Origin of the sequence: uncultured Mobiluncus sp. (assembly GCF_947254095.1) — a bacterium.
Lineage (GTDB): Bacteria > Actinomycetota > Actinomycetes > Actinomycetales > Actinomycetaceae > Mobiluncus.
The window spans coordinates 35,356-57,544 of the sequence record NZ_CAMYBV010000004.1 but is presented as its reverse complement, the minus strand read 5'-3'; the positions used below and the strand labels follow the sequence as shown (position 1 = coordinate 57,544).

The window sequence follows — 22,189 nt, the reverse complement described above, 5'->3', positions numbered from 1 at the left end:
GGTTTTACCGACCCTTCAAGAAGGCCTTGCCCAGCTGACGGTTCAGGAACGCTATGCAATCCAGTGGGATTTGCTTCGGGCACGCAGCCGCGCACTCGCCGATATTCTGGCAAGCGCCGAAGCCTTCCGCATCGTGCTGATTCAGCATCGCCACCACGCGCTCGTAGTTCTCAACCTTGCCCTGCGGCAGCAAGCCCAGGTGAGTGACCTTGGCCGAAGTGAACAGCATCGCCGAACCATTCGGGCAGGCCGCCACACAAGCGCCGCAACCGATGCAGACAGCGGCCTCGAAAGCACGATCCGCATTGGGCTTGGGAACCGGCACCGAGTGCGCCTCGGGGGCGGAACCCGTATTGACCGAAACATAGCCACCAGCTTGGATAATGTGATCCAGAGCCTCGCGGCTGACCACCAAGTCGCGCAGAATCGGGAAAGCCCGCGAACGGTACGGTTCTACCGTAATCGTGTCGCCGTCCTTGAAGGTGCGCATATGCAGCTGGCAGGTGGTGGTGCGGTTCTTGTGCGGGCCGTGGGGCACGCCGTTGATGACGATACCACACATCCCGCAGATACCCTCACGACAGTCCGAATCGAAGGCAACTGGTTCCTCACCTTGAGCGAATAGCTGTTCGTTGAGGATATCCAGCATCTCCAGGAAGGAAGCGTCCTCGGATATGTCGGTAAGGTGATATTCATGGAGCGCGCCCTTGTCGGACGAGCCCTTTTGACGCCAAACTCGTAATGTAATGTTCACTTGTAACTCCGTTGCTTCAGCTGGATATCTTTGTAAATGAGGTCCTCTTTGTGCAGGATTGGCGCAGCCCCTTCGGAGCCGCCATATTGCCAAGCCGCCACATATAGGAACTCGTCATCGTGACGCAGCGCTTCGCCTTCCTCCGTTTGGGATTCAGCACGGAAGTGACCACCACAGGATTCCTTGCGGTGCAGGGCATCAATACACATGAGCTCGCCGAGCTCCAGGAAGTCCGCCACACGGCAGGCCTTTTCCAGAGACTGGTTCAGTTCATCGGCTCGTCCGGGAATGCGCAAGTCCTTCCAGAACTCCTCACGCAGCTCACGAATCTCCGTAATAGCTTCGCGCAAGCCCTCATCGGTACGTTCCATCCCGCACTTTTCCCACATAATGTGGCCCAAACGCTTATGGAAAGAATCGACCGACTCGGTGCCTTGAATGGCCATCAAACGATCCACCTTGCTGTTGACGCGCTCCAGAGCTTCCTGAACGACCGGGTCGTCCTCGCTCAACTTCGGCATCGCCCCGTGGGACAGGTAGTCCGAAATCGTGGCCGGCAAGACGAAGTAGCCGTCAGACAAACCTTGCATCAAAGCGGAAGCGCCCAAGCGGTTCGCGCCGTGATCCGAGAAGTTCGCCTCACCCGCCACGTACAGGCCTTCGATGTTGCTCATCAGGTCGTAATCGACCCACAAGCCACCCATCGTGTAGTGCACCGCGGGGTAGATACGCATCGGCACTTCGTAAGGATTGTCTCCGGTAATGCGCTGGTACATATCGAAAAGGTTGCCGTACTTTTCCGAAACCTTATTTCGACCCATGCGCTCGATGGCTTCGCTGAAGTCCAGGTAGACGCCGCGAGCCACGCCGTTAATCTTTGGTCCGACGCCACGGCCTTCGTCACACATGTTCTTGGCCTGACGAGACGCGATATCGCGCGGCACCAAGTTACCGAAGGAGGGGTAGATACGCTCTAGGTAGTAGTCGCGATCTTCCTCGGGGATTTCACGAGGATCCTTGCTGCAGTCCTCCGCTTTCTTTGGTACCCAGATGCGGCCGTCGTTACGCAGCGACTCGCTCATGAGCGTCAGCTTGGACTGGAAGTTGCCATGCTGGGGAATGCAGGTCGGGTGGATTTGGGTGTAGCAGGGGTTAGCCATGTAGGCGCCATGTTTGAACGCCTTCCACGCCGCGGAAACGTTGCAGCCCATCGCGTTGGTGGAGAGGAAGAACACGTTGCCGTAGCCACCACTCGCCAAGACCACCGCGTCAGCAATCCAGGTCTCAATTTTACCGGTGGTGAGGTCGCGGGTCACGATACCGCGCGCCTTGCCGTCCTTGATGATGAGATCCATCATTTCGTGACGCTGGTGCGGAATAACCGTGCCGGCCTTAACCTGGCGGCTCAGAGCCTGGTAGGCACCAATCAGCAGCTGCTGACCGGTCTGGCCACGCGCATAGAACGTACGCGCGACCTGCACGCCACCAAAGGAACGGTTGTCCAGCAAACCGCCGTATTCGCGGGCGAAAGGCACGCCCTGGGCGACGCACTGGTCGATAATGTTGCGGCTGACTTCCGCCAGACGGTAGACGTTATTCTCGCGGCTGCGGTAGTCACCGCCCTTGACCGTGTCATAGAACAAGCGGAAAATCGAGTCGTTGTCGTTGCGGTAGTTCTTTGCCGCGTTGATACCGCCCTGAGCCGCAATCGAGTGCGCCCGGCGGGCTGTGTCTTGATAGAAAAACGCGTCCACGTGGTAGCCAAGCTCGCCCAAAGAAGCGGACGCCGCGCCACCGGCCAGACCGGTGCCGACCACAATAATGTGCAGCTTGCGTCGGTTAGTGGGGTTCACCAGCCCGCCGCGGAACTTGCGGGTAGACCAGCGTTCAGTGATAGGAACATCCATCGGTGCCCGAGTATCGGCGATTTTCTCGCCTTCGGTGTAGTAACCGTCAATCAGTTCAGTCATTGTCTTTCCTTACCTTCCTTACGCCAGCATCGGCATTCCGGCGAGAATAGCCACCGGCGGAGCCAGGAACATAGCGAACACCAGCAGGCCAACCAGACCCGAAATAATCTGAACTGTGTACTGGGTGTTACGACGCAACCAGCCAATGGTTTGCAGAGCAGACCACACGCCGTGAGCGATGTGAAGGCACAACGCCCCCACCGCGATGGCGTAAATCAGCACCATCCACCAATTCGAGAACGTCGTGAACATCATGGCGTAGGGATTACCCTCCATCACGGAGATAATCCCCGGCCCGGCAGCGTCAACGACATTTCCCGCCGGATCCAAGAACACCTGGTGGGAAGCGTAGGCGGCCGCGTCGCCGACCTTGGCTAGCTTCAAGGTGAAGTGGGAGAGGTGAAAAATCAAGAACAGCAACAGGATAATGCCGCCCCATCTGACGGTGCGTCCCGCGTAAGCAGTCGCCAACGACTTCTTAACCATGTAGCGAGAACCGCGCGCTAGTCCGGCGCGATGCCACAGGGCGATAGCGGAAATAATGTGCACCAGGGCGAAAACTACCAGCAAAACCCTGAGAATCCACAACAACCCTTCATAGGGCAGTATGGGCATGAGGAATGTGCGCAAGTGCAGCGCATAATCGTTGTAAACGGTCGCCCCGGAGAACACTTTGAGGTTCCCGTAGGCGTGCAAAATCACGAACCCCACAAAAAACATGCCAGTGATTGCCATGGCTTGTTTGATGATAACGGTGGTCTTGATTGCTTTGTTATCTGTAGTTAGTGTTGTATTGGCCACGAAGTCGAGCCTATAAGATTTTCCGAGGGCGACTGGACTGAATCGGGTCGAGAGTTTCATTTTACTTCCCCCAAAAACGCTTTGACCTGGATGTTTACCTGGGCACTCAGGCCAAAAGTCCCGATTTATCCCGGGGTGTGGGCTCGCGCGCGGCCAACGGGGGCAAAATTTTTACGAAACATTTGAGTTAGAAAAACATTTTCACCATGATGAGGCCGTCCTCCACCGGGTTTTGAAACCACTGCGGCAAACGTGCCCACACGTGGAATCCTTGACTCCCATAGAGCTCCTGGGCTGCCGAGTTACCGGAGCGGACCTCTAACACAGCTCCCGCATAACCCCGAGCGTGTCCGCGACTTAGACCGTCTGTCAGCAGCTGCGTGGCGTAGCCTTTTCCCCGCCAAGCCGGTCGGGTCGCTAGTGAGAGAACCCGCAATAGCCTGCCCCCACGCGCTTGGGAAGTAACCGCTTGATGACGCTCCGCAGGAGGAAGGTCGCCAACAGGAACGCTCATTTCCCCCAAACCCCACACGGCCCACGCCACGAAATCCTCGGATTCGCTGAAAATCAACCGAAAGCTGATATCTGGATGTGCCAGCAGGGACGCGATGGTGTCCCGGTCCCAAGCGTCGAGCGCGAAGCACTCCTGTTCGGCGCGTTCCAGGTCTGGCGCATCCTCAATCGAACCGTCACGAATCATGGTTCACCAGCGATTTTAGCGCCAGCTATGGCTTTTGTTGGATATCCGGTCGCCGTAGATACTGCGGCTCGGTGCTCAGCAAGGCCAGTTCCCGTTGCGCCTCTGGATCCCCTTCCGCACTGTTCACAAGGGAGGTCGCCGCCCTTGCCAGGTCCGCAAACCTAACGTCTACGGTCTGGCCGCTGACCTGGGCGACGGCGTTTCCAACCAGGAAAACCCCGGCGTCGGCAAACCCCGCAAAGTCGCGGTCCCACCCTTGGGCTACATCCTCTAAATGGGAGGCAGGACCAACCCAATCGGTTCCGCATTGCATCAAGCTACCGCCCGTCCAGTCGAGTTTGAACAGTCCAGCATAGACTTCGTGGCGGCGGGCATCCATCAGGGATACTATCCAGCGCGGCGCCCGCCCCCCCGTCTGAGCGGGAGAGCCGGGGCCGGACAGTACCGCCGCGCCAGCCTGCGCCTGGAGGCGCAGCTCATCCACCCCCACCACCGGGATATCCCAGGCAAAACCCAAGGTCCGAGCCGTGACCAGGCCGACTCGCAGCCCGGTGAACGGGGCAGGCCCCCGCGAAACCACAATTTTTTGCGGTCTACCGCCTTCCTGGACCACGGCATCAACCAGGAACGAGAGGGCTTCCACTTGGGCTTTTCCGTCAGGATTCACCTTCACCAGCACGTCGCTGAGGTTCTCGGGATTCACCAGGGCAACCCCCGCCCCGGCACAGGTATCGATAAACAGGTAACTCACAGGGACAATCCTAATGCGCCTCGCCCTTGGAACCGGACACCGTTAAAGTCGGGATGGCGGAAGTCGGCGGAGGCGTCGGCACCATGATCAGCTCGGGGTCAGGCAGGGAAAGCACTTCGGCAGCATCTTCCGTGCGGGATTGCCAACGGAAAGTCAGCCACACCACCAGCAGTGCGATACCGACAATAACGACAGCTAGGACGACCACCCACACCAAGGTGTTATTGCTGGTTGGCAGTGCTTCCGAAGTTGGTGTGGGAGTGGGGCTGACCGTCCCCCACCAAGACTGCACAGCTTCTTGCACTTGGTCCAAATTCACTTCCCCGCCCAGACGAGCCCGCGCCGCGTTAGAAACCGGCAACAACCGTTCCTCATTTAACGTGAACCACCCGCGTATAACCGGGTCATAAACAGGGCGGTTGGGATGGGCGGAATCTGGCGCGGTTGCCAGCAAAGCGTGGGCTAAATCCGGCAGCACATAGCAGGCCCCCGGATCCTCCAACCGGATGGGGAGATGGGAATTTTTCGGTTCCTCAACAGAACCGGTAATGTCCAGCTGGATATTTTCTCGCGAGCTCGACGTTGGTTCGGGCGCACCGGTGGGGACTTTCGGGGCCAGCGCAGCTCCGCTGGTAGGCACAGAGAGGGGATAAAGATTCCTTTTATCCTCGGTATAGACCACTACCCCGAGTTCTCTGGCATCGATACTGACCGGAGCCACCCACATCTCAATGGGTGTCACGGCGTTTTCCGGAGCGTAGGTGCCCCGCAGCAGTCGAGCAGACCAAGTCAATACCTGGGTTGGATTCCCCACCTCAATCTGAGCTTCCGGGGGAACTTTCGCGCTGTCGGGGAGGTATTCGCGCAATGATTGCCCCAAAGCCGGGGCCTTGGTAGCAAACCAAACGCGGACATCGTCGGGAAGGTCACTCTGGGCCCCTTCCAGCAGCCGTCCCGCCGTAATCCCTACGTCCTGAGTCACGCCCCCGACCGAACTAGCGAACGAAAGCCCCGGCGCACGACCAGCTACGGCTTGCCCGACATTTGGCGCAGCAAAACTCATCACCACCGCGGTCAGCAGCACGAAAACCCAGCCCAGTACGGGCTTACGGACTCGGCGTATCTGAAACACTCTCAGCATCGGTTTCTCTATCAGCCTATTTACGAATCCGCCCCGGGTTGGCACGTTTCCGCAGCAACACCGGGTGCGGCACTCGGGTTTTCCTGGGCACGCAGAGCCTGCCACTTTTGCACCAAACCTGACAGGTCCCAAGCCCCCTCCAGGCTGCGAAAGACCACCCGGCAGGTCGTATCTTCGGGCAGGTCCACGATGGTTCCCGTGATGGGAGCCGCGGCGTTTTCAGGCCGACTCAAGGAGAGCTTCAGGCAGTGGGCACTGAGCCCCTCCACCTTGTCGGTACCCCATTCGACCACCACCACCGCGGTCTCTAACGCGGATTCCAGATCCAGTGTTTCCACATCGTCCCCGCCCGTCAGACGATAGGCATCCACGTGAACCAAGTTTGGTCCCGGCACGTCGGGGGATTTCGTGTGATTGCGGGCAATGATGAAGGTTGGGGAGGTGACCCGCTGGTTGACGCGCAAACCGGCGCCGATGCCTTGGGTCAAAGTGGTTTTTCCAGCGCCCAGTTCCCCTTCCAGAATCACCACATCGCCGGCTTGCAGAAATGGGGCTAGGGCTTGGCCCAACAGACGAGTATCGTCAGCGGATTTCGTTTCGACTTCCAACAGCAAGTTCCCCTCGCGGCTCATCGCGTACCTCCTTAAAATAATTCAACAGTCCCTGCGTTAGCTCTCGGAGCTCAGCTCTCGGGCTGGTCCTCGACATAAACCCGTGGCACGCTGGGGGAAATGCTGGTAATGACTTCATAGTTGATGGTATCGGTCCATTCCGCCCAGTCGTCGGCGGTTGGCAGCGGGGGAACTCCCGGAATGTCCCCGAACAGACGGTCATTGGCGTCCCCAAAAATAATCGCTAACTCGCCCGGCTCGACCGGGCAAGGCACGGGTTCCCCAGAATCGTCCACCGCCGGACCCAGGTCAACCACGATTTGATCCATCGGAATCCGTCCGACAATCGGGGCCCGCCGACCTTTAATCCAAGTTTCACCGCGATTTTTTGCCAGGCGATGCAGGCCGTCGGCGTATCCAATCGGCAGCAGCCCCAACCAGCGCGGTCCCGGCGCGACCCATTCCCCGCCGTAGGAAACCGCGGCGCCTTCTTCCACCCTTTTGACCTGAACCACGTTCGTTTCCAGTCGCATCACCGGACGCACCCCCAGCTGCCACGACGACGCGATTTCGGGATTCGGACTCAACCCATATCCCGAAATCCCCACCCTGACCAGGTCATAGTGGCTCTCGGGATACCAAATGATTCCCGCGGTGGCGGCGATGTGGCGCAGTTTCGGGCGTAAACCCGTCTCTTGGGCGACTCCCCAAGCCCAATCAAAGGCACTTAGTTGCGACTTGGTGAAAGCCTCAGCCGCGGCGGTGTCTTCGTCCGCGCGCGCCAAATGGGACCAGATCGCGCTGACTTCAATGAGCCCGGCACGTTCCCGAGCCCGAGCCAGCTTGCACAGCACCGGAAAATCTTGATTTGTCGCTCCGGCCCGGCACAGTCCGGTATCAACTTTCAGGTGTACCCGGCAACGCAGCCCCGCCGCATCGCAGGCGCGCGAAACCTGGTCCAGCTGATCCAAGGTGGAAACCGAAATGTCGATTTCCGCTTTCACCACCTGCTGCAAATCCGTTTGCGGGGTGTAGAGCCAGGTCAGGATGCGAGGGCGGGCGGCGGTGGGCAGTCCCATCGCGTCAATCTGATACAGACGCGAACGCATCATGGCAGAAGTGGGCGTGTCGACCAGGTGGTCGCGAGGCACACCTTGCTTATCGAGGTATTTGCGCAGCCGGAAAGCCTCGCTCGCTTTGGCAACACCCAACCATTGAGCACCGGCGTCGAGTGCGGCCAGCGCCATGCGCTCGATACCGTGTCCGTAAGCATTAGCTTTCACAATCGCCATTTGTTGACAGTGCGGGGCAAAATGCCGCATTTGGGCAAGATTTTCCCGATATGCACTGAGATTCACCACGGCGCGTACCGGCCATTGGGGAACATCCACGTTGGTCATAATCTTCCTTTACAAAATTGTTTTCGCACTTCTTAGTTTGTCACGTTTAGGGGGACCGGGATAGTTTATAGCCCAGCCAAAGCCCGGGGAATCGCCTTGATAATGGCGGTGGCACGAGGCGTGGGCGCGGCTAAACGGCCCGCTTCGGCGTGCAGCCAGGCCGCGACAGCTGCCAGTTGTCCCAAATCCAAACTTTCTCCGGTTTTCTGGGCCCGAGCATTCGCAGCGGCGAAAACGTACCCCAAAATTCCCGCCAGCACATCCCCGGAGCCCGCCGTCGCCAAGTCTCTGGTGCCGTGAGTGAGGGAATAAACCTGTCCCCCCGGATTGGCAATAGTGGTGGTCGGTCCTTTCAAAAGGACGGTGGCGTGCGTTTCCGTGGCAAGCTGTAAGGCCCAGTCATAAGGGTTGGCTTCGATGGTTTCTCGGGTGGTTTCCTGACCGAGCTGGGCGGCCAGTACAGCCGCCTCACCAGCATGGGGGGTCAGCAGGCAGCTAGCGTCCGTTTGGATTTCCGTCCCGATAAGTTCCAGCGCGCCGGCATCGAGAATCACCAATTCACCAGGGTCGCGGCGACGCCACGCGTCAAGCATTTGTTCACTCTGCCGCGGCGAACCGGCCGCAAAACCAGGACCGATAATGCGGGCTTGGCACCGGCCTTCTCCCAGTACAACTTCCGGGCAGGCCTGCAACACTATCGATTGCACCGCGGGCTCACCGAGGTAACGCACAAAAGACTCCCCCGCGTTCAAGGCAGCACTGGTCACCAAAACGCCGGCACCGGGATAGCGCGAGGACCCTGCCATTACGCCCAAAACTCCGCGGGAATATTTGTGATCCGCGAACTCCGGCCGGGGCCACAGTTCGCGCACGTCAGCGCGTTCAATCAGACCCGCGCCGGGCTGCATCGTCTGCAGGGGCAGTCCGATATCTTGAACCTGCAGGCGTCCTATCGTGAGCGCGCCGGGACCAACCAGCATTCCGGTTTTCGCCGCCCCCATCGTCACGGTCAGGTCAGCTGGTAGTAGCCCCTGATCCGGGCCTAAATCAGCACCCCGGTACAAATCCAGGCCGGAGGGATGATCGCAGGCCACCACCAGGGGGGAGGGCTCCTCCGGCCACTGACTGAGCAACTCGCTGATGCCCCGGACCAGGGATAGCGCAGGTTCCCGCAGGGGCGGACGGGCTCCGATACCGATAATGGCGTCAATGATGGCAACCGGTTTCCACGCCTTTATCGTGTTCAGAGCCTCCCGGACTGTCTCGGGCAGCACACTGGGCCAAAACTCTACCCCGGCTTGCCGTGCGGCCGCCGCACCGCGCTCGTGAATATGTTTCGAAGTTGGCAGGACCGCGACCGGATAGCCGCGCCGTCGCAGATACGCAGCTCCGTACAGGCCATCGCCGCCGTTGTTGCCGGCTCCGACCAAGACCAGAACGCGCCGGCGTCCCCGGGGAACCGGCGGTGCCACAATGTCCGCATCAGCCCCGGACAAGGCCCGATGCGTGTGGTGAGCCAGCGCGTAGGCAGCTCGCCGCATCAGCGCATCCGGGCCTTGCTCTCGGTCAGCCTGAGCGACCAGAGGTTTTTCCGTTTGTGCAATCAAATCTGGCGCATATCCCCAAATCACGATTTCAGCCTAGACGAAAATCAGTACATAATCAGAGACTTAGATACGCTTGCGGTTTTCAACCGGCAGGAAAACTAGGTAATCTTAAAGTTAGGAAAGCCCGATGACTATACAGCGGGGTCACTGTGTACATGAAAGGTAGCCATGTCGAAAAAAGACAACCTTCAACTTTGGCTTCTTTCCACCCCAAAACGCCTCGTAGTAGGAATGTTTCTGCTGGCTGGGGCAGGGATTGTCCTGGTGCTGGTGACGCTGTTCATAGTCGCGCCGCAAATCGCTGCCATGCCGAACCGGGACCCCGACGAAACGGGTAGCACTCAACCCACCGAAAAAATCACTTCCCCGCTTCTGGTGGAAGTCACCGGGTCTAACTTCCGCACCAACTCCACTCTGAAGCTGGCTCCCGCACAGTCCACCCCCTCAGACAACCCCGATTCGCCCTCGTCGCAAGCAGGCACCAATGAGGAGCCGTCAGAAAATCCTGATTCTCGCTCGGCGACGCTCAATCTCGATGGTGTTGAAGACCTCACATATCCCGAATCCTTCAGCAACGTTTCCGAGGTGTCGACCCGGTCCACCCCGAGCCGCGCCCTGAAACAGACCTCGACGCCCACCCGTTCTGCTGCGGCGAACCTTAAGAAAGAAACCATCGAGTCTGGCGACCCGGTACAGTTCACCGGAATGCAGGCTTTCTTTAAGGATCTAAAAACCGGAAATTTTGGCGCGATGCAACGCAGCTGCTGGCTGATTACCCCGGAAGTGTTCACCGATCGTTACACGACTCCGCCCGCCCAACAGGCTCTGCTGCACGCCTTGTCGCAGACCCCGAAAGTTACCGAGGACGGCGTGTCTTGGAAAGACTCCAGCGTGGAGTTGCGAACCAGCTGGAGTGAGTTAGCTGACCGGTATTCCTGCCCGACGGCGATTTATGGCGGAAAGATGGATTCGGTCACTCCAGAGGACGTGTCTTACCTGCTGGCACGGATTATGGCTCGTTCCAGCTATCCATTCAATGGCGCTGACACAGAGGAAAACTATCCGACGCTGTGCGAGAAATGGAGTCCCCCGCCAGGCATCACGAAATACACCCCGGAGGCTTCCCGGAAACTACGCTATGACGAGGAAGGACGCTTGGACGACGACACGTTCAAGACGTTGCAGGATTTGCGTTCCGAGTCCATTCACCTGTACGCGGTGAAAAACACCTACCCCATGTATATCCGAGCGGCGCATTCGCAGTTGGAAGAGCCTTCCGCATACTTCTACCGCGACAAGGACGGCAGTCTGTGCTTGGGGTCGGTGGTCAAAAGTCATGAATGAAAATTTTGGCGCTCCCACTACCGAGTTGATGGAAGAATTCCTGACGGATCCTCACGGCACCCAAGAAAAGCTGCGCGATTATCAATACGGTTCGGCTATGCGCGAGATTATGGCCGCACGCCCGCATCACACTTCCTCGGGTATTGAGGAAACTGCCTCACCTTTTGTTATGTTCACTAGGGAACAGTGGTCGGCTCTGTCGGATCAGACCCCTCTGCCGCTGACCCAGGCTGACGTGGAGCGCTTGCGCGCTTTGGGCGACCCTATCGACCTGGCTGAGGTTGACGCGATTTATCGACCTTTGACCGCCCTGCTCCAGATTTATGCCGCCGGAACGACCAACATTCGTTCCCGGCGCGCTGATTTCTTGGGTGAATCAGCGGTTCAGCACACTCCTTTTGTGATTGGGGTGGCCGGTTCAGTCGCTGTGGGAAAGTCCTCTCTGGCGCGGCTGTTGCGCGAGTTGATGAGCCGCTGGCCGGGCACTCCCCGGGTCGATTTGGTCACCACGGACGGATTTTTGTACCCCAATGCTGAGCTGGTGGCGCGCGGGATTATGGACCACAAGGGTTTTCCTGAATCTTATGACCGTCGTGGGTTGCTGCGTTTTCTGGCGGCGGTAAAGTCCGGGGCTCCCGAGGTAGCCGCCCCCGTATATTCGCACGTCACCTACGATATTGTGCCCGGTAAATCCCAGATGGTTTGCGCCCCGGACGTCCTCATCTTGGAGGGGTTGAACGTGTTAGCCCCGCCTCTTATTGCCGAAGGCGGCAAAAATTCTCTGGCGGTGTCGGATTTCTTTGATTTCTCTATCTATCTGCACGCCCGCCCCGCGGACATCGAGCAGTGGTATCTGTCCCGTTTCCAGCAGTTGCGTGCGACCGCTTTCAAACAACCCGACTCTTTCTTCCGCGAGATTGCCGCCTGGACCGACGCACAGGCAGACTTTCACGCCCGCCAAATTTGGCGGGAAGTCAACCTGAAAAACTTACAGGAAAACGTAGCCCCGACCCGTTCTCGTGCCACCCTCATCCTGGAGAAAGACGCTGACCACCGCGTTCACCACCTGCACCTGCGCAAGATTTAGGGCCCGGCCCGCTTCACCGGCCTCACCAGGATGTTTTGTTCACTTCTGCGGTTCGCTACCGGTCGATTCTTCTGACGAATCGAGCCGATCCGACTGAAACCGCCGCTGCACCCACACGACCAAACGATCCAGCAAGAGGCTGAGGATTACTCCCCCCACCATCCCTACCAGGGTCGCTAACAGCGGATTGATTGGCCCCAGGATGCTCCCGGAGGCGAAACCGATAGACATTCCGTAGGACACCCAACAGATTACGGCAGCCAGGTCGGTGCGCAAGAAACGGCGGTAGGGAAAACCGGTCGCTCCGGCACACATGTTGACTGCCACCCGCCCACCGGGGACAAAACGCGCCGCAAAGATAAACGATGTACCGCGCTTGTGCAAAAGTTTCGCGGTTCGCTCGAAAACCTGTTCGCCCTTGCCATCCCGCCACGATTTGATGCGCTGCACGTGGATGCGGGTCCCCAGGAAGAAAGCAAAAGAATCACCGAGGGTCGCTCCGACGACGGCGCAGAGAAAAATCCCTAGTAGCGGAACCATGTGACCGGGAGCGGCGAAGTACCAAGAAGTTAAGCCGATGACGATTGATTCGGCGGGCACGGGTGGGAAAAAAGCGTCCGTAAAGCACAGACCCGCTAAAACCAGCAGGGCCAAAGGGGAACCGGCAAAGCTGTGGATCCATTCCGTGATGGTTTGCGAAATCGGCACCCAACCGCCGTCACCGCCCGTTTTGAGCAGCAAAGCCAGGGCGGGGGCTCCGTTTAGAAGCGTCGGGGTCAGCATATTGCCCGCAAGGACCTATTCAACCGTGACCGACTTGGCCAAGTTACGCGGCTGGTCCACGTCGTATCCCAGATGTCCCGCCATCCGCAAAGCCAACAGCTGCAGCGGAATCACGTCTACCAGGGGACGCATCAAGGTGGGCGTGGGAGGCACCCGCCACACCACGTCCGCAAACTCGTTCACGGAATCATCCCCGTCTTCGGCCACTACCAGAGTCACAGCCCCACGCGCCCGGACTTCTTCGATATTGGACACGACTTTGCGATGCAACTCGGGTCGGCGCGGGGTGGGGACAATAATGACAACCGGCTGCCCGGACTCCACCAGGGCAATGGGCCCGTGCTTCAGTTCTCCGGCTGCGAAGCCTTCGGCGTGCAGATAGGCGATTTCTTTCAGTTTCAGCGCCCCCTCCAGCGCCACCGGGAAACCGACGTGACGCCCCAGGAAAATCACTGATTTGATGTCGTCAAGGTTCGCGCCTAAGTCAGCGGAGCCAGCGTAACGGTCCAAAACGGTCTGCATCCGCGCCGGCATCTGGCCAAGTTTTTCCAGGTAATCCGCGATTTCATCGGCATATTTGTTGCCCCGAACCTGAGCCAGGTACAAACCTAACAGGTAACACGCCGCTATTTGGGCGGTAAACGCCTTGGTGGAGGCCACCGCAATCTCCGGCCCGGCGTGGGTCAACAGTACCGCGTCAGCCTCGCGAGAAATTGTGGAGCCGGGCGTATTCACGATGGCCAAGACCCGTGCCCCCTGTTCGCGGGCGTGACGGATAGCCATAATCGTGTCCATGGTTTCCCCGGACTGAGAAATCGCCACCACCAGGGTGCGCCGGCTCACCACCGGGTCCCGGTAACGAAACTCGTGGGCCAGTTCCACCTCACACGGAATCCGGCACCAGTGTTCGATAGCGTAGCGAGCCACCTGCCCGGCGTACGAGGCCGTACCGCAGGCCACAATAATCACCGAAGTGATGGAGCGGAACACTTCGGCTTCAATCCGCAGTTCGTCCAAGGTCAGCGCCTCGGTGGCATCCAGCCGTCCCGCGATGGTGTCCCCCACCGCCCGCGGCTGTTCCCGGATTTCCTTTTCCATAAAGGTGTCAAAGCCTTCTTTGGTGACGCGGTCGGTTGCGAAATCGACTTCAAAAGCCCGTTTGCGCTGGGCGGGATTCTTGGCGATAACGTCTAGGCCTTGCGTGTGCAGGATTTCGTTGCCCTGCTGGTCCATGACCAGCACTCCGGCCGGGGTCACAACCACTACTTCATCCTGACCAATTTCCAGCGCCTGTTTCGTGCGCGCCGCGAAAGCCAGCACGTCAGAGCCGAGGAAGTTCGTCCCTTGTGACAACCCCAGTACCAGCGGAGACGACCGCCGCGCCGCCACAATCACGCCCGGCGCGTCCACGTGCTCCACCAACAGGGTGAACGAACCCTCCAAATCCCTGGTGACCTTCAGCATCGCCCGCGCCAACCGGGTCGCCCCCGCCGCGCAGCTCAAGTTCGGATCCAGGCTGTGCAAAGGGATAGTACCGGGGGTTATCGACTGTTCACCAGCGTTTTCGGCGTTCCCGCCCGGTTCGGCCAGGTAGGCACGTTCTAGCAGGTGAGCGACCACTTCGGTGTCGGTTTCGCTGACGCATTTGATGCCCAGAGCTTCCAGGTGGGCGCGGTAAGGTTCCGCGTTCTCGATAATGCCGTTGTGTATCAGCGCCAATTTTTTGTCATAAGACAGGTGGGGGTGGGCGTTGTCACGAGTGACGCCCCCGTGGGTGGCCCAACGGGTGTGCCCAATCGCAGTGGTGGCGTTGGGTAAAGGGCGCTTTTCTAAGGTTTTGCGCAGTTCGGAGAGTTTTCCGACTTCCTTTTCGACCGTAATTTCGGGACTCGCGCTAGTCGTGTCGACCACCGCGATTCCGGCTGAATCATAGCCGCGGTATTCCAGACGAGACAGTCCTTCCAGGACAGTTTCCTCAGCGAACTTGGAGCTCTGGGACCCGACAGCACCGACAATTCCACACACATTTCCTCGCTTTCACAGCGCGGTTTTACAGCGCTAATAGTTCCTGTACCCGGCCAGCGAGGGTTTGAGCCTCCGCATCGGCCTGTTCTTGGGTCGCGGCTTCTACCATGACCCGCACCAGGGGTTCAGTACCGGAAGAACGCAGCAGCACTCGACCAGTATCCCCCAGACGCGCTTCGGCCTGCGCGACGTCCTCGGCCAAGCGCGGATCGTCCACGCGGGTCTTGTCCACTCCGGGAACATTAATCAGGGTTTGGGGCAGCTTTTGGATAGGCGACACGAGTTCGCTCAGAGCGGCCTGGTGAGAGGCCACAGTCGCCGCCACTTGCAGAGCGGTGAGGATGCCGTCGCCGGTGGTGGCGTAGCGGGCATTGATAACATGGCCGGACTGTTCTCCACCCAAAATGTAGCCGTGGGCGCGCATTTCCTCCAGCACGTAGCGGTCCCCTACCGCGGTGGTGGGGGTCTTGATTCCCGCCTGCTGCATCGCTAAACGCAGCCCGAGATTACTCATCACGGTCAGCACCAGGGTGTCATCTGTCAGTATTCCCGCCCGGTGCATGTCCAAGGCCAGCATCCCCATGATTTGGTCGCCATCTACTAGGTTTCCGGCACCGTCCACCGCCAGGCAGCGATCCGCGTCCCCGTCGAACGCCACCCCGAAGTCTGCCCCGGCGGCTACCACCATGGATTTCAGTTGCTTAGGGTGAGTCGAACCGCAGTTCAGGTTAATGTTGCGCCCATCGGGAGAGGCGTTAATGACGATGACGTCCGCGCCGGCTTCACGCAGCGCCCGCGGACCAATTTCCGAAGCTGCCCCGTTGGCACAGTCCACCACGATTTTCAGCCCGTGCAACGACACCGGAACGGTGTCTACCAGGTGATTGACATAGGCATCGTCGGCGGCTTTGCCGTTGGCGACCACATCGCCGACCCCGGAGCCGAGGGGACGTTCCCAGTCCTGGCCCAGCATGGCTTGGACCCGGTCCTCCATTTCGTCAGGGAGTTTGTAACCGCCGCGGGCAAAAAACTTGATGCCGTTGTCTTGCATAGGGTTATGCGACGCGCTGATGACCACGCCCAACTCGATGTCTTGGGATTCGGTGAGGTAGGCGACGCCCGGAGTCGGGATTACGCCGACACGAGTAACATCCATACCGGCGCTGGACAGTCCCGCCGCCAGGGCGTGATCCAGGAACTGCCCAGAAACGCGCGTATCGCGACCAATGATGGCTCGCGGCTTGGCGGGTTCTTCGGGTATCAACCGGGGACGCTTTATCCCGGTGCGCGATTCCGCCATAGCCGACTCGCGTTGCTCTTTCAAAAGGTCTTTCACGATGGGCATCTGGCCGGTGGCCATAATTTTTTCTTCAACCACCAGGCGAGCCGCAGCCACCCCCAAGTTCAAAGCCAGTTCCGCGGTGATGTCTTCGTTGGCCAGTCCGCGAACCCCGTCAGTACCGAAAAGTCTTTGCGACATAGTTTCTGCCTTTCTAGTTTCCTAACTTCACCATTATTCCACGGTTCGCAAACGGGAAATAAATCAGGACCCGAAAACTAGCGGATTACCGTTCTCTCATGCGTATTTCGCCGGGGCTGCGAGCAAAAAAACTGGTGGGGTCCTCCAGGAGAACCCCACCAGCATAAGTCTCGATTCTGTTTAGCGCTTCGAGTACTGCGGCGCCTTGCGAGCCTTCTTAAGGCCAGCCTTCTTGCGTTCCACGGCGCGAGCGTCGCGGGTCAGGAAGCCGGCTTTCTTAAGCGCGGGACGGTTAGCGTCACGATCGATTTCGTTCAGCGCACGGGACACGCCCAAGCGCAGCGCACCGGCCTGGCCGGAAATACCGCCGCCGTCAATGCGAGCCTTGACGTCGAAACGCCCCTGCAAGTCCAACAGCACGAAAGGTGCCATGACCAATTGCTGGTGCAACTTGTTCGGGAAGTAGTCTTCCAGGCTGCGGCCGTTGATAGTCCAATTGCCGTTACCCGGAACCAAACGCACGCGGGCTACGGCTTCTTTACGGCGCCCCAGCCCCATGCCTTTGTCAATACGAGAATTCCCACGACCCGGTTCATCCTGAGCCGCCGGAGTCTCGGTGGTGTATTCGCTGGGGACATCCTCCAGCTCTTCGATTTCTGCAGTGGTCTTCGCCACGATACTCCTTGAGGTTTTGCGAACCGCGCTTATTGCGCGATTTGCGTGAGTTCAAAAACTTCCGGGTTCTGGCCGGCGTGCGGATGTTCCGGTCCGGCGTAAACCTTCAGCTTCGTCATTTGCTGTTTGGAGAGGCGGTTATGAGGCATCATTCCCCTAACTGCCTTCTCGATGATTTTCTCGGGTTGCTTGTCCCGCATTTCCTGGTAAGAGGTCGCCTTCAAGCCACCGGGGAAACCCGAGTGGTGGTAGGCAGTCTTTTCAGTCCATTTGTTGCCGGTCAACACGACCTTTTCCGCGTTGATAACAATGACGTAGTCTCCGTTATCAAAGTTGGGAGCGAAGGTCGGCTTGTGCTTGCCGCGCAGCAAGGTAGCTACCTGGGAAGCCAAGCGTCCCAGCACGATGCCATCAGCATCTACTACGTGCCACTTCGCGTCAGCGTCACCAGCCTTGGGTGAATAAGTACGCACTTCTCTAGCCTTCAATTCTTAATCGTCGGTCTCATCACTTTTGTGATGATGAAAGTTTGCGTGTGCCCCGGGATGACAGCGGTATGAGTGGGAATGGTCACCAACTCGAGGGCATACAACCGTTTAATCTTAGCGATTTCGCCCGCCTGGGTCAAAATCACGGCGTACCTCACGTATTTTTGCACAAGGGCGGTGCGTAGTTTGCGCGCGGAAATAGGTTGTTGGCATGAGTGATGAAGTAGTTTCTAGAGGTTCTCTCGGTTACGCAACCCGTCTAGAAAAACCTCCCAAAGGGTCTATTGCAAAGTCAACCCGTTTTTTCGTCTTCCCGTGCTACACGAGTTGCGCTACAATCAACCTATGACCAGTTTTACCATCAACGTTGATCCCAAAGTCTTGAAACGTGCCCGTATCAAGGCGCTGGAAAACGACGAGTCCGTGAACCAGTACCTCGCCAGGAAACTCGAGGAATACGCCAACACCGACACCCAGGAATCGCATTGGAAGGAATTCCTCGACCTAGCTCGTGACTCTACCGCCGGCAGCGGACCGGAAGGACGTACCTGGACTCGAGAGGATTTGTATCGTGAGCGCCTCGAACGTTTTTCTTGACACCAACATCCTGGTTTATTCATTCGACAGCCACGAACCCGAAAAACGCGAGCGTGCGCTTGCCGCCCTGGAACAGCTCCCCCACCGGGTACTGAGCACCCAGGTTTTACTGGAGCTATACAATGTCCTGACCCGCAAACTGAAAGACACTGCGGCCGGACAAATTGCTGATGAAATCATCGAGCATCTTAGCTTCCAAACCGTCATCCCTGCTGACGCGCGCCTGGTAAACCAAGCCGTTCAAATTGCTGGTCGTTTCCAAATCTCTATCTGGGACGCCATGATTGTTGCGGCCGCGAAACGCGGGGGCTGCAAAGAAATCTGGAGCGAGGACCTCAGTGAGGGCATGGTCTTCGACGGTGTCACCGTGGTTAACCCCCTTCAATAGCAGTGGAACCCCACCATGGTGGGGTTCCACTCAGCTTCAGGAATTCTGGGGTGGCGGCGTATTTGGATTGTAAGGCTGGGGTGGCTGCGACTGCCCGACCCGCACACTAGGCCAAAGAGACAATCCTGCCGCCTAAGGCCCCACGCAACCAAACGGACATGAGGCTCCACGAAAGGGGCTTCTGCACGGAGAGGACTTGAGCAGCCACGCCTCACTTGTACCTATCTGGCGAGCGCTCAGGGCGGGGCTGCATTAGTTGCGTTCAGGCGCCTCGTCCCCTGCGGGGCGAGTCTTTAGCTTGGACAACTCCCCAATGAGCACAGTCACCTGTTTAGAAAGAGCGCTCGCGTCCTGAGAAAGTTCATCAACATCAGACTGAGCCTTGGTAACGTTCGTGCAATAATCCTCCAGGTTCTCCAGGACGACACCCGAGTCATTCGCCGCGCTAGAAATTGCCTGCGCAATGTTTTGCGTGACGGCATTCTGTTCCTCAACTGCGGCCGAAATGGTGGTTTGGTAGTCATTGACTTGTGAAATAACTCCAGCAATTTCGTCGATAGCGGCGACAGTTAGCTGGGTTTTTTCCTGGATGTCGTTAATTATCACAGCAATCTGGCTCGTCGCCTTGGCTGTTTCTGCCGCCAAATCCTTGACCTCACTGGCGACCACTGCAAAATCTTTCCCTGATTCACCAGCTCGAGCGGCTTCAATAGTGGCGTTCAAGGCCAGCAGGTTCGTTTGGGAAGCAATGCTGGTCACCGTACCGATGACGGTCTCAACCTTGAGGGTAGAGTCCTGCAGTCGCAAGATAGTCTCCTGGGTGTTGCGGGAAAACTCGGTAGCCTCGTTAGCGGTGCGGGAGGCCTCCGCGGAGCTGGCTGATATCTCTGCGATGGCAGCGTTCATTTCCTCAGATCCACTGGCAACAGTTTGCAGATTTGCAACGATACCGTTGAGAGACTCAGTCGTAGATTTCGCTAATTCCACCGTTTCCGCGGCGTTTGTGGCCGCCGTGGAAGCGACCTGCGCCACCCGGTTGGTCTGCGCGGCTGTCTTAGCTGCCAAGATTTGCCCTTCGCTTAACACGTCGGTTAGCTCATCCTGTGAATACGCCAAGGCTCGGAGCATATCAGCGACTTCGTCGTTTGAGTTCGATGTCAGTCGCGGGGTCAAGTCACCATTTCGTAACGCCAGAACCGAAGAATGCAGTTTAGTAACGGAAGCGACGATTCCCCGACGCACTCGATGCAGGATAAACGCCACCACCAGGAAAGCTATGACGATGTCGATGGCGTGAATAATGACGTTTTTCCCTACTAAGCCGTTGGTTTGTTGCAAAACCGTGTCACTGAGAGAGGACAGCGAGTTCTGCAGGGTATCTAATTCAGACAGGGTCGCTGCAATGACCGATTCATCCACAGCCAGGCTCTCGCCGCTGTTCTCGGTTTGCGCAACGGCCTGCCGGTATGACTCCAGGCTGGAGACTGCCTGCGCAAATTGTTTCCGCAGCTGTTCATCTCGCAATCCAGACTTAGAGAAAATGTCTTGAGCGGTGTTCAAGTCGGATACGGCCTGCTCGATAGTCTCTGTAATCGGCTGGGGTTCCAGATTCTGGGTGGGATTATGGCTGGCAAAATCGTTTTGCATGTAATCAGCTTGACTCTGCCTGACCAGCTCGGATACGGCACTGACTTGGTCTGAAATCCGGATTAAATCCTGGTAGTTACGTACTTTCCCATAATAGATATCGTCAGTTATGGCGGAACATATCACGAACGAGGCTATGCCCAGGATTCCTACAATCCCCATCAGCAGAACCTTAATCAACACATTCAGGCGTAGCTGAGATTTTTTGTTCCCGCCTTGGCGGCTTTGCGGTCTCATCATGCTTCATTCACCCACTTGAACTGGGACAATGTCTGTTGGAGCGTCTCGAATTCCTGGGCGCTGAGCACCATGTCCTCGCTGGCTTCCTGCAGCTCCTTCACCGTCGCTTCAGTTTTAGCCTCAATGCTATATAGGTTGTCTGTAACTCGTGCAGAATCGTCTGACACCTCCGTCACGGTTTGTGCCATAGATGAAATCGTCGCGGTTTGCTCCTCAATAGCCGCCGCCACGGTGGACTGAAAGTCATTAATGTTTGAGATAATTCCGGTTATCTCAGTTATCGCCTGCATCGCAGCTTGGGTATCTGACTGAATCTTGGTGATACTTTCAGACACTTCAACAGCGGCAGACTTGGTGCCCAAAGCCAAATCCTTCACCTCGGAGGCCACCACCGCGAAACCCCTCCCGGCTTCTCCGGCACGAGAAGCCTCGATGGTGGCGTTTAGGGCCAAAAGGTTGGTTTGCTCCGCCACCATTTTGATGGTTTCAATGACCGAACTGATTGCTTCGGAAGCCTTGTCCAGTTCGCCCATGACTTCATTAGCCTGCGCGGTCAACGTGGTGGCTTGCGCGGCTGATTTCGCGGCTGTCGCGGCATTAGTTGAAATCTCGGTGACAGCGCTGCGCATTTGTTCAGTAGACGCGGCCACGTCGCCAATCTGGGTACTGACTTCCTTGGCATTGCCGGCGACCGAGGCTACTGTTTCCCGAGCGGCACTCGCTTTCGCAGCGACGTCTTGGCTCTGTTTCCGCAGCCCTTCGGCACCTGCCGTTGTTTCGGTGGCGGTGGTGGAAATTTCGCTCAGCAAAGTACCTAGGTTTTTCACCGCGTCATTCAACAACGCCGACATCGCGCCAATCTCGTCACGAGAAACTTGGCGTACCTGGTAGGTAAAGTCTTTCGCGGACAGGCGGTTCAGGCCCCTGCTGATTTCCTTCGCGGAGCGGGAGATAGACAGGGACACCAACACGGAAACCAGCAGCACCACCACCAAACCAACCAAGCTCACCGCTAAACCGACATTAGAGTTTATGGAGGTGATGGTGTTCAATTCAGCAACGTCAGTTTCATGTTTGTGAGTCAAGGTATTTCTCAGGGAACCTAACTGGCTTTGCATCTCTGTGCTGACACTAGCCAGAGCTGCACCGTCAGGGTTGACGGGGAGTTGTGCGGCCAAATCCTGGAGGCGGGAAACAATTTCCCGCTGCTGAGAATCCAGTGGGACTCCCTGCAATTTTGTGAGCTGCGCGGTGAATTCTTGGGTGGCCTGGAGGTACTTGTCGTCATCCGAGACGCCGAGGGCAGCGTTGAAGCCAGATTGTCTGACCTCCTGGAACTGCCGAGCCACGGTGGAAAAATCGCGGGAAACCGTGGCGGTCTGCGCGGAGGTCGAGACTCTGTTCTGGGTCGCCAGGGCGGAACCCCAGGTAATAGCCACCACCACCAGAGTGACCAGAAAACAAATGCCGCCGATGGACAGCAGCTTCTTGGAAATGGATAAGCCCGTCTTAGCCATAGCGCCTCCTCGAGCCATTCTACAAGGTGCGATAGAGACATTTGTGGTTTCCCGCACTAGCATTTCGTAAGCCAGCTTTGCCCTGCCCTCCGGCTGACGCACCGGAAATCGAGCTGAACCTGACAACCATCACTATCCCGGGTGAATCGGGGCCCCGCCGCTTTGGCCGGTTTGTTCCCGTCC

The 22,189-nt window shown here is 58.0% G+C and carries 21 protein-coding genes; 4 read left to right on the top strand and 17 right to left on the bottom strand.

Features of this window, described 5'->3' with window-relative positions:
• Positions 1–4: 4 nt before the first annotated feature.
• The 9 genes from Q0X47_RS02195 to Q0X47_RS02155 all read right to left on the bottom strand — a co-directional run bounded on the left by Q0X47_RS02195 (position 5) and on the right by Q0X47_RS02155 (position 9,759).
• Entirely contained in the window at positions 5–754 is a 750-nt protein-coding gene (locus tag Q0X47_RS02195) for a succinate dehydrogenase/fumarate reductase iron-sulfur subunit (RefSeq protein ID WP_297722333.1), read from the bottom strand.
• Positions 751–2,724: a fumarate reductase/succinate dehydrogenase flavoprotein subunit gene (locus Q0X47_RS02190; RefSeq protein ID WP_297722331.1), complete on the bottom strand. Its 1,974-nt coding sequence runs from the start codon at positions 2,722–2,724 to the stop codon at positions 751–753. Before Q0X47_RS02190 ends, Q0X47_RS02195 begins: the two co-directional genes overlap by 4 nt.
• Before the next feature lie 18 nt (positions 2,725–2,742).
• Entirely contained in the window at positions 2,743–3,525 is a 783-nt protein-coding gene (locus Q0X47_RS02185; protein ID WP_297722328.1) for a succinate dehydrogenase cytochrome b subunit, read from the bottom strand.
• A 187-nt stretch (positions 3,526–3,712) separates the two neighbouring features.
• Positions 3,713–4,225: an N-acetyltransferase gene (locus Q0X47_RS02180; RefSeq protein ID WP_297722325.1), complete on the bottom strand. Its 513-nt coding sequence runs from the start codon at positions 4,223–4,225 to the stop codon at positions 3,713–3,715.
• Positions 4,226–4,250: 25 nt separating this feature from the next.
• Positions 4,251–4,976 (bottom strand): tRNA (adenosine(37)-N6)-threonylcarbamoyltransferase complex dimerization subunit type 1 TsaB, encoded by a 726-nt coding sequence (gene tsaB, locus Q0X47_RS02175; RefSeq protein WP_297722322.1) that lies wholly within the window; start codon positions 4,974–4,976, stop codon positions 4,251–4,253.
• A 10-nt stretch (positions 4,977–4,986) separates the two neighbouring features.
• Positions 4,987–6,117 carry a hypothetical protein gene (locus tag Q0X47_RS02170; protein ID WP_297722320.1) on the bottom strand — a complete coding sequence of 377 codons (1,131 nt, stop codon included), beginning with the start codon at positions 6,115–6,117 and terminating at the stop codon, positions 4,987–4,989.
• 20 nt (positions 6,118–6,137) lie between these two features.
• Entirely contained in the window at positions 6,138–6,749 is a 612-nt protein-coding gene (tsaE, locus tag Q0X47_RS02165) for a tRNA (adenosine(37)-N6)-threonylcarbamoyltransferase complex ATPase subunit type 1 TsaE (RefSeq protein WP_297722317.1), read from the bottom strand.
• A 50-nt stretch (positions 6,750–6,799) separates the two neighbouring features.
• Positions 6,800–8,128: an alanine racemase gene (gene alr / locus Q0X47_RS02160; protein ID WP_297722314.1), complete on the bottom strand. Its 1,329-nt coding sequence runs from the start codon at positions 8,126–8,128 to the stop codon at positions 6,800–6,802.
• A gap of 65 nt (positions 8,129–8,193) precedes the next feature.
• Positions 8,194–9,759, bottom strand: a complete 1,566-nt coding sequence (locus tag Q0X47_RS02155) for an NAD(P)H-hydrate epimerase (RefSeq protein ID WP_297722311.1) — start codon at positions 9,757–9,759, stop codon at positions 8,194–8,196.
• 144 nt (positions 9,760–9,903) lie between these two features.
• On the opposite strand from Q0X47_RS02155, the gene Q0X47_RS02150 reads away from it, so the two are divergent.
• Entirely contained in the window at positions 9,904–11,079 is a 1,176-nt protein-coding gene (locus tag Q0X47_RS02150) for a hypothetical protein (protein WP_297722309.1), read from the top strand.
• Positions 11,072–12,166, top strand: a complete 1,095-nt coding sequence (gene coaA, locus Q0X47_RS02145) for a type I pantothenate kinase (protein WP_297722305.1) — start codon at positions 11,072–11,074, stop codon at positions 12,164–12,166. The genes Q0X47_RS02150 and coaA overlap by 8 nt, the downstream gene beginning before the upstream one ends.
• Before the next feature lie 39 nt (positions 12,167–12,205).
• Here the strand turns inward: coaA and Q0X47_RS02140 are convergent, their stop codons facing one another.
• From Q0X47_RS02140 to Q0X47_RS02115, 6 genes are all read right to left on the bottom strand, one after another.
• Entirely contained in the window at positions 12,206–12,949 is a 744-nt protein-coding gene (locus Q0X47_RS02140; RefSeq protein ID WP_297722302.1) for a DedA family protein, read from the bottom strand.
• 15 nt (positions 12,950–12,964) lie between these two features.
• Positions 12,965–14,974: a glutamine--fructose-6-phosphate transaminase (isomerizing) gene (glmS, locus tag Q0X47_RS02135; protein ID WP_297722299.1), complete on the bottom strand. Its 2,010-nt coding sequence runs from the start codon at positions 14,972–14,974 to the stop codon at positions 12,965–12,967.
• Between the two features lie 25 nt (positions 14,975–14,999).
• Positions 15,000–16,454, bottom strand: coding sequence for a phosphoglucosamine mutase (glmM, locus tag Q0X47_RS02130; RefSeq protein ID WP_297722296.1), 1,455 nt, complete (start codon positions 16,452–16,454; stop codon positions 15,000–15,002).
• 180 nt (positions 16,455–16,634) lie between these two features.
• Positions 16,635–17,129: a 30S ribosomal protein S9 gene (rpsI, locus tag Q0X47_RS02125; protein WP_297722294.1), complete on the bottom strand. Its 495-nt coding sequence runs from the start codon at positions 17,127–17,129 to the stop codon at positions 16,635–16,637.
• A gap of 29 nt (positions 17,130–17,158) precedes the next feature.
• Positions 17,159–17,602: a 50S ribosomal protein L13 gene (gene rplM / locus Q0X47_RS02120; protein ID WP_297722291.1), complete on the bottom strand. Its 444-nt coding sequence runs from the start codon at positions 17,600–17,602 to the stop codon at positions 17,159–17,161.
• Between the two features lie 11 nt (positions 17,603–17,613).
• The gene (locus Q0X47_RS02115) at positions 17,614–17,763 is read right to left on the bottom strand and encodes a hypothetical protein (RefSeq protein WP_297722288.1); all 150 of its coding nucleotides are present in this window, start codon (positions 17,761–17,763) and stop codon (positions 17,614–17,616) included.
• Positions 17,764–17,962: 199 nt separating this feature from the next.
• Here Q0X47_RS02115 and Q0X47_RS02110 point away from each other — a divergent pair, with 199 nt between their 5' ends.
• Both Q0X47_RS02110 and Q0X47_RS02105 read left to right on the top strand, forming a co-directional pair.
• The gene (locus Q0X47_RS02110; RefSeq protein WP_297722285.1) at positions 17,963–18,214 is read left to right on the top strand and encodes a hypothetical protein; all 252 of its coding nucleotides are present in this window, start codon (positions 17,963–17,965) and stop codon (positions 18,212–18,214) included.
• Complete coding sequence (locus tag Q0X47_RS02105) at positions 18,189–18,602, top strand: PIN domain-containing protein (RefSeq protein WP_297722282.1); 414 nt, start codon at positions 18,189–18,191, stop codon at positions 18,600–18,602. Before Q0X47_RS02110 ends, Q0X47_RS02105 begins: the two co-directional genes overlap by 26 nt.
• Positions 18,603–18,854: 252 nt before the next feature.
• Here the strand turns inward: Q0X47_RS02105 and Q0X47_RS02100 are convergent, their stop codons facing one another.
• Both Q0X47_RS02100 and Q0X47_RS02095 read right to left on the bottom strand, forming a co-directional pair.
• On the bottom strand, positions 18,855–20,489 hold the full coding sequence (locus tag Q0X47_RS02100; protein ID WP_297722279.1) for a methyl-accepting chemotaxis protein: 1,635 nt from the start codon (positions 20,487–20,489) through the stop codon (positions 18,855–18,857).
• Positions 20,486–22,006 carry a methyl-accepting chemotaxis protein gene (locus Q0X47_RS02095; RefSeq protein ID WP_297722277.1) on the bottom strand — a complete coding sequence of 507 codons (1,521 nt, stop codon included), beginning with the start codon at positions 22,004–22,006 and terminating at the stop codon, positions 20,486–20,488. The genes Q0X47_RS02100 and Q0X47_RS02095 overlap by 4 nt, the downstream gene beginning before the upstream one ends.
• Between the last annotated feature and the right edge of the window lie 183 nt (positions 22,007–22,189).

Excerpts from the sequence above, each read along its gene's own strand:
- Q0X47_RS02190 (WP_297722331.1), bottom strand. The coding sequence starts at position 2,724 with ATGACTGAACTGATTGACGGTTACTACACCGAAGGCGAGAAAATCGCC.
- Q0X47_RS02180 (WP_297722325.1), bottom strand. The coding sequence starts at position 4,225 with ATGATTCGTGACGGTTCGATTGAGGATGCGCCAGACCTGGAACGCGCC.
- Q0X47_RS02170 (WP_297722320.1), bottom strand. The coding sequence starts at position 6,117 with ATGCTGAGAGTGTTTCAGATACGCCGAGTCCGTAAGCCCGTACTGGGC.
- tsaE (WP_297722317.1), bottom strand. The coding sequence starts at position 6,749 with ATGAGCCGCGAGGGGAACTTGCTGTTGGAAGTCGAAACGAAATCCGCT.
- alr (WP_297722314.1), bottom strand. The coding sequence starts at position 8,128 with ATGACCAACGTGGATGTTCCCCAATGGCCGGTACGCGCCGTGGTGAAT.
- Q0X47_RS02150 (WP_297722309.1), top strand. The coding sequence starts at position 9,904 with ATGTCGAAAAAAGACAACCTTCAACTTTGGCTTCTTTCCACCCCAAAA.
- coaA (WP_297722305.1), top strand. The coding sequence starts at position 11,072 with ATGAATGAAAATTTTGGCGCTCCCACTACCGAGTTGATGGAAGAATTC.
- Q0X47_RS02140 (WP_297722302.1), bottom strand. The coding sequence starts at position 12,949 with ATGCTGACCCCGACGCTTCTAAACGGAGCCCCCGCCCTGGCTTTGCTG.
- glmM (WP_297722296.1), bottom strand. The coding sequence starts at position 16,454 with ATGTCGCAAAGACTTTTCGGTACTGACGGGGTTCGCGGACTGGCCAAC.
- Q0X47_RS02110 (WP_297722285.1), top strand. The coding sequence starts at position 17,963 with ATGACCAGTTTTACCATCAACGTTGATCCCAAAGTCTTGAAACGTGCC.
- Q0X47_RS02100 (WP_297722279.1), bottom strand. The coding sequence starts at position 20,489 with ATGATGAGACCGCAAAGCCGCCAAGGCGGGAACAAAAAATCTCAGCTA.
- Q0X47_RS02095 (WP_297722277.1), bottom strand. The coding sequence starts at position 22,006 with ATGGCTAAGACGGGCTTATCCATTTCCAAGAAGCTGCTGTCCATCGGC.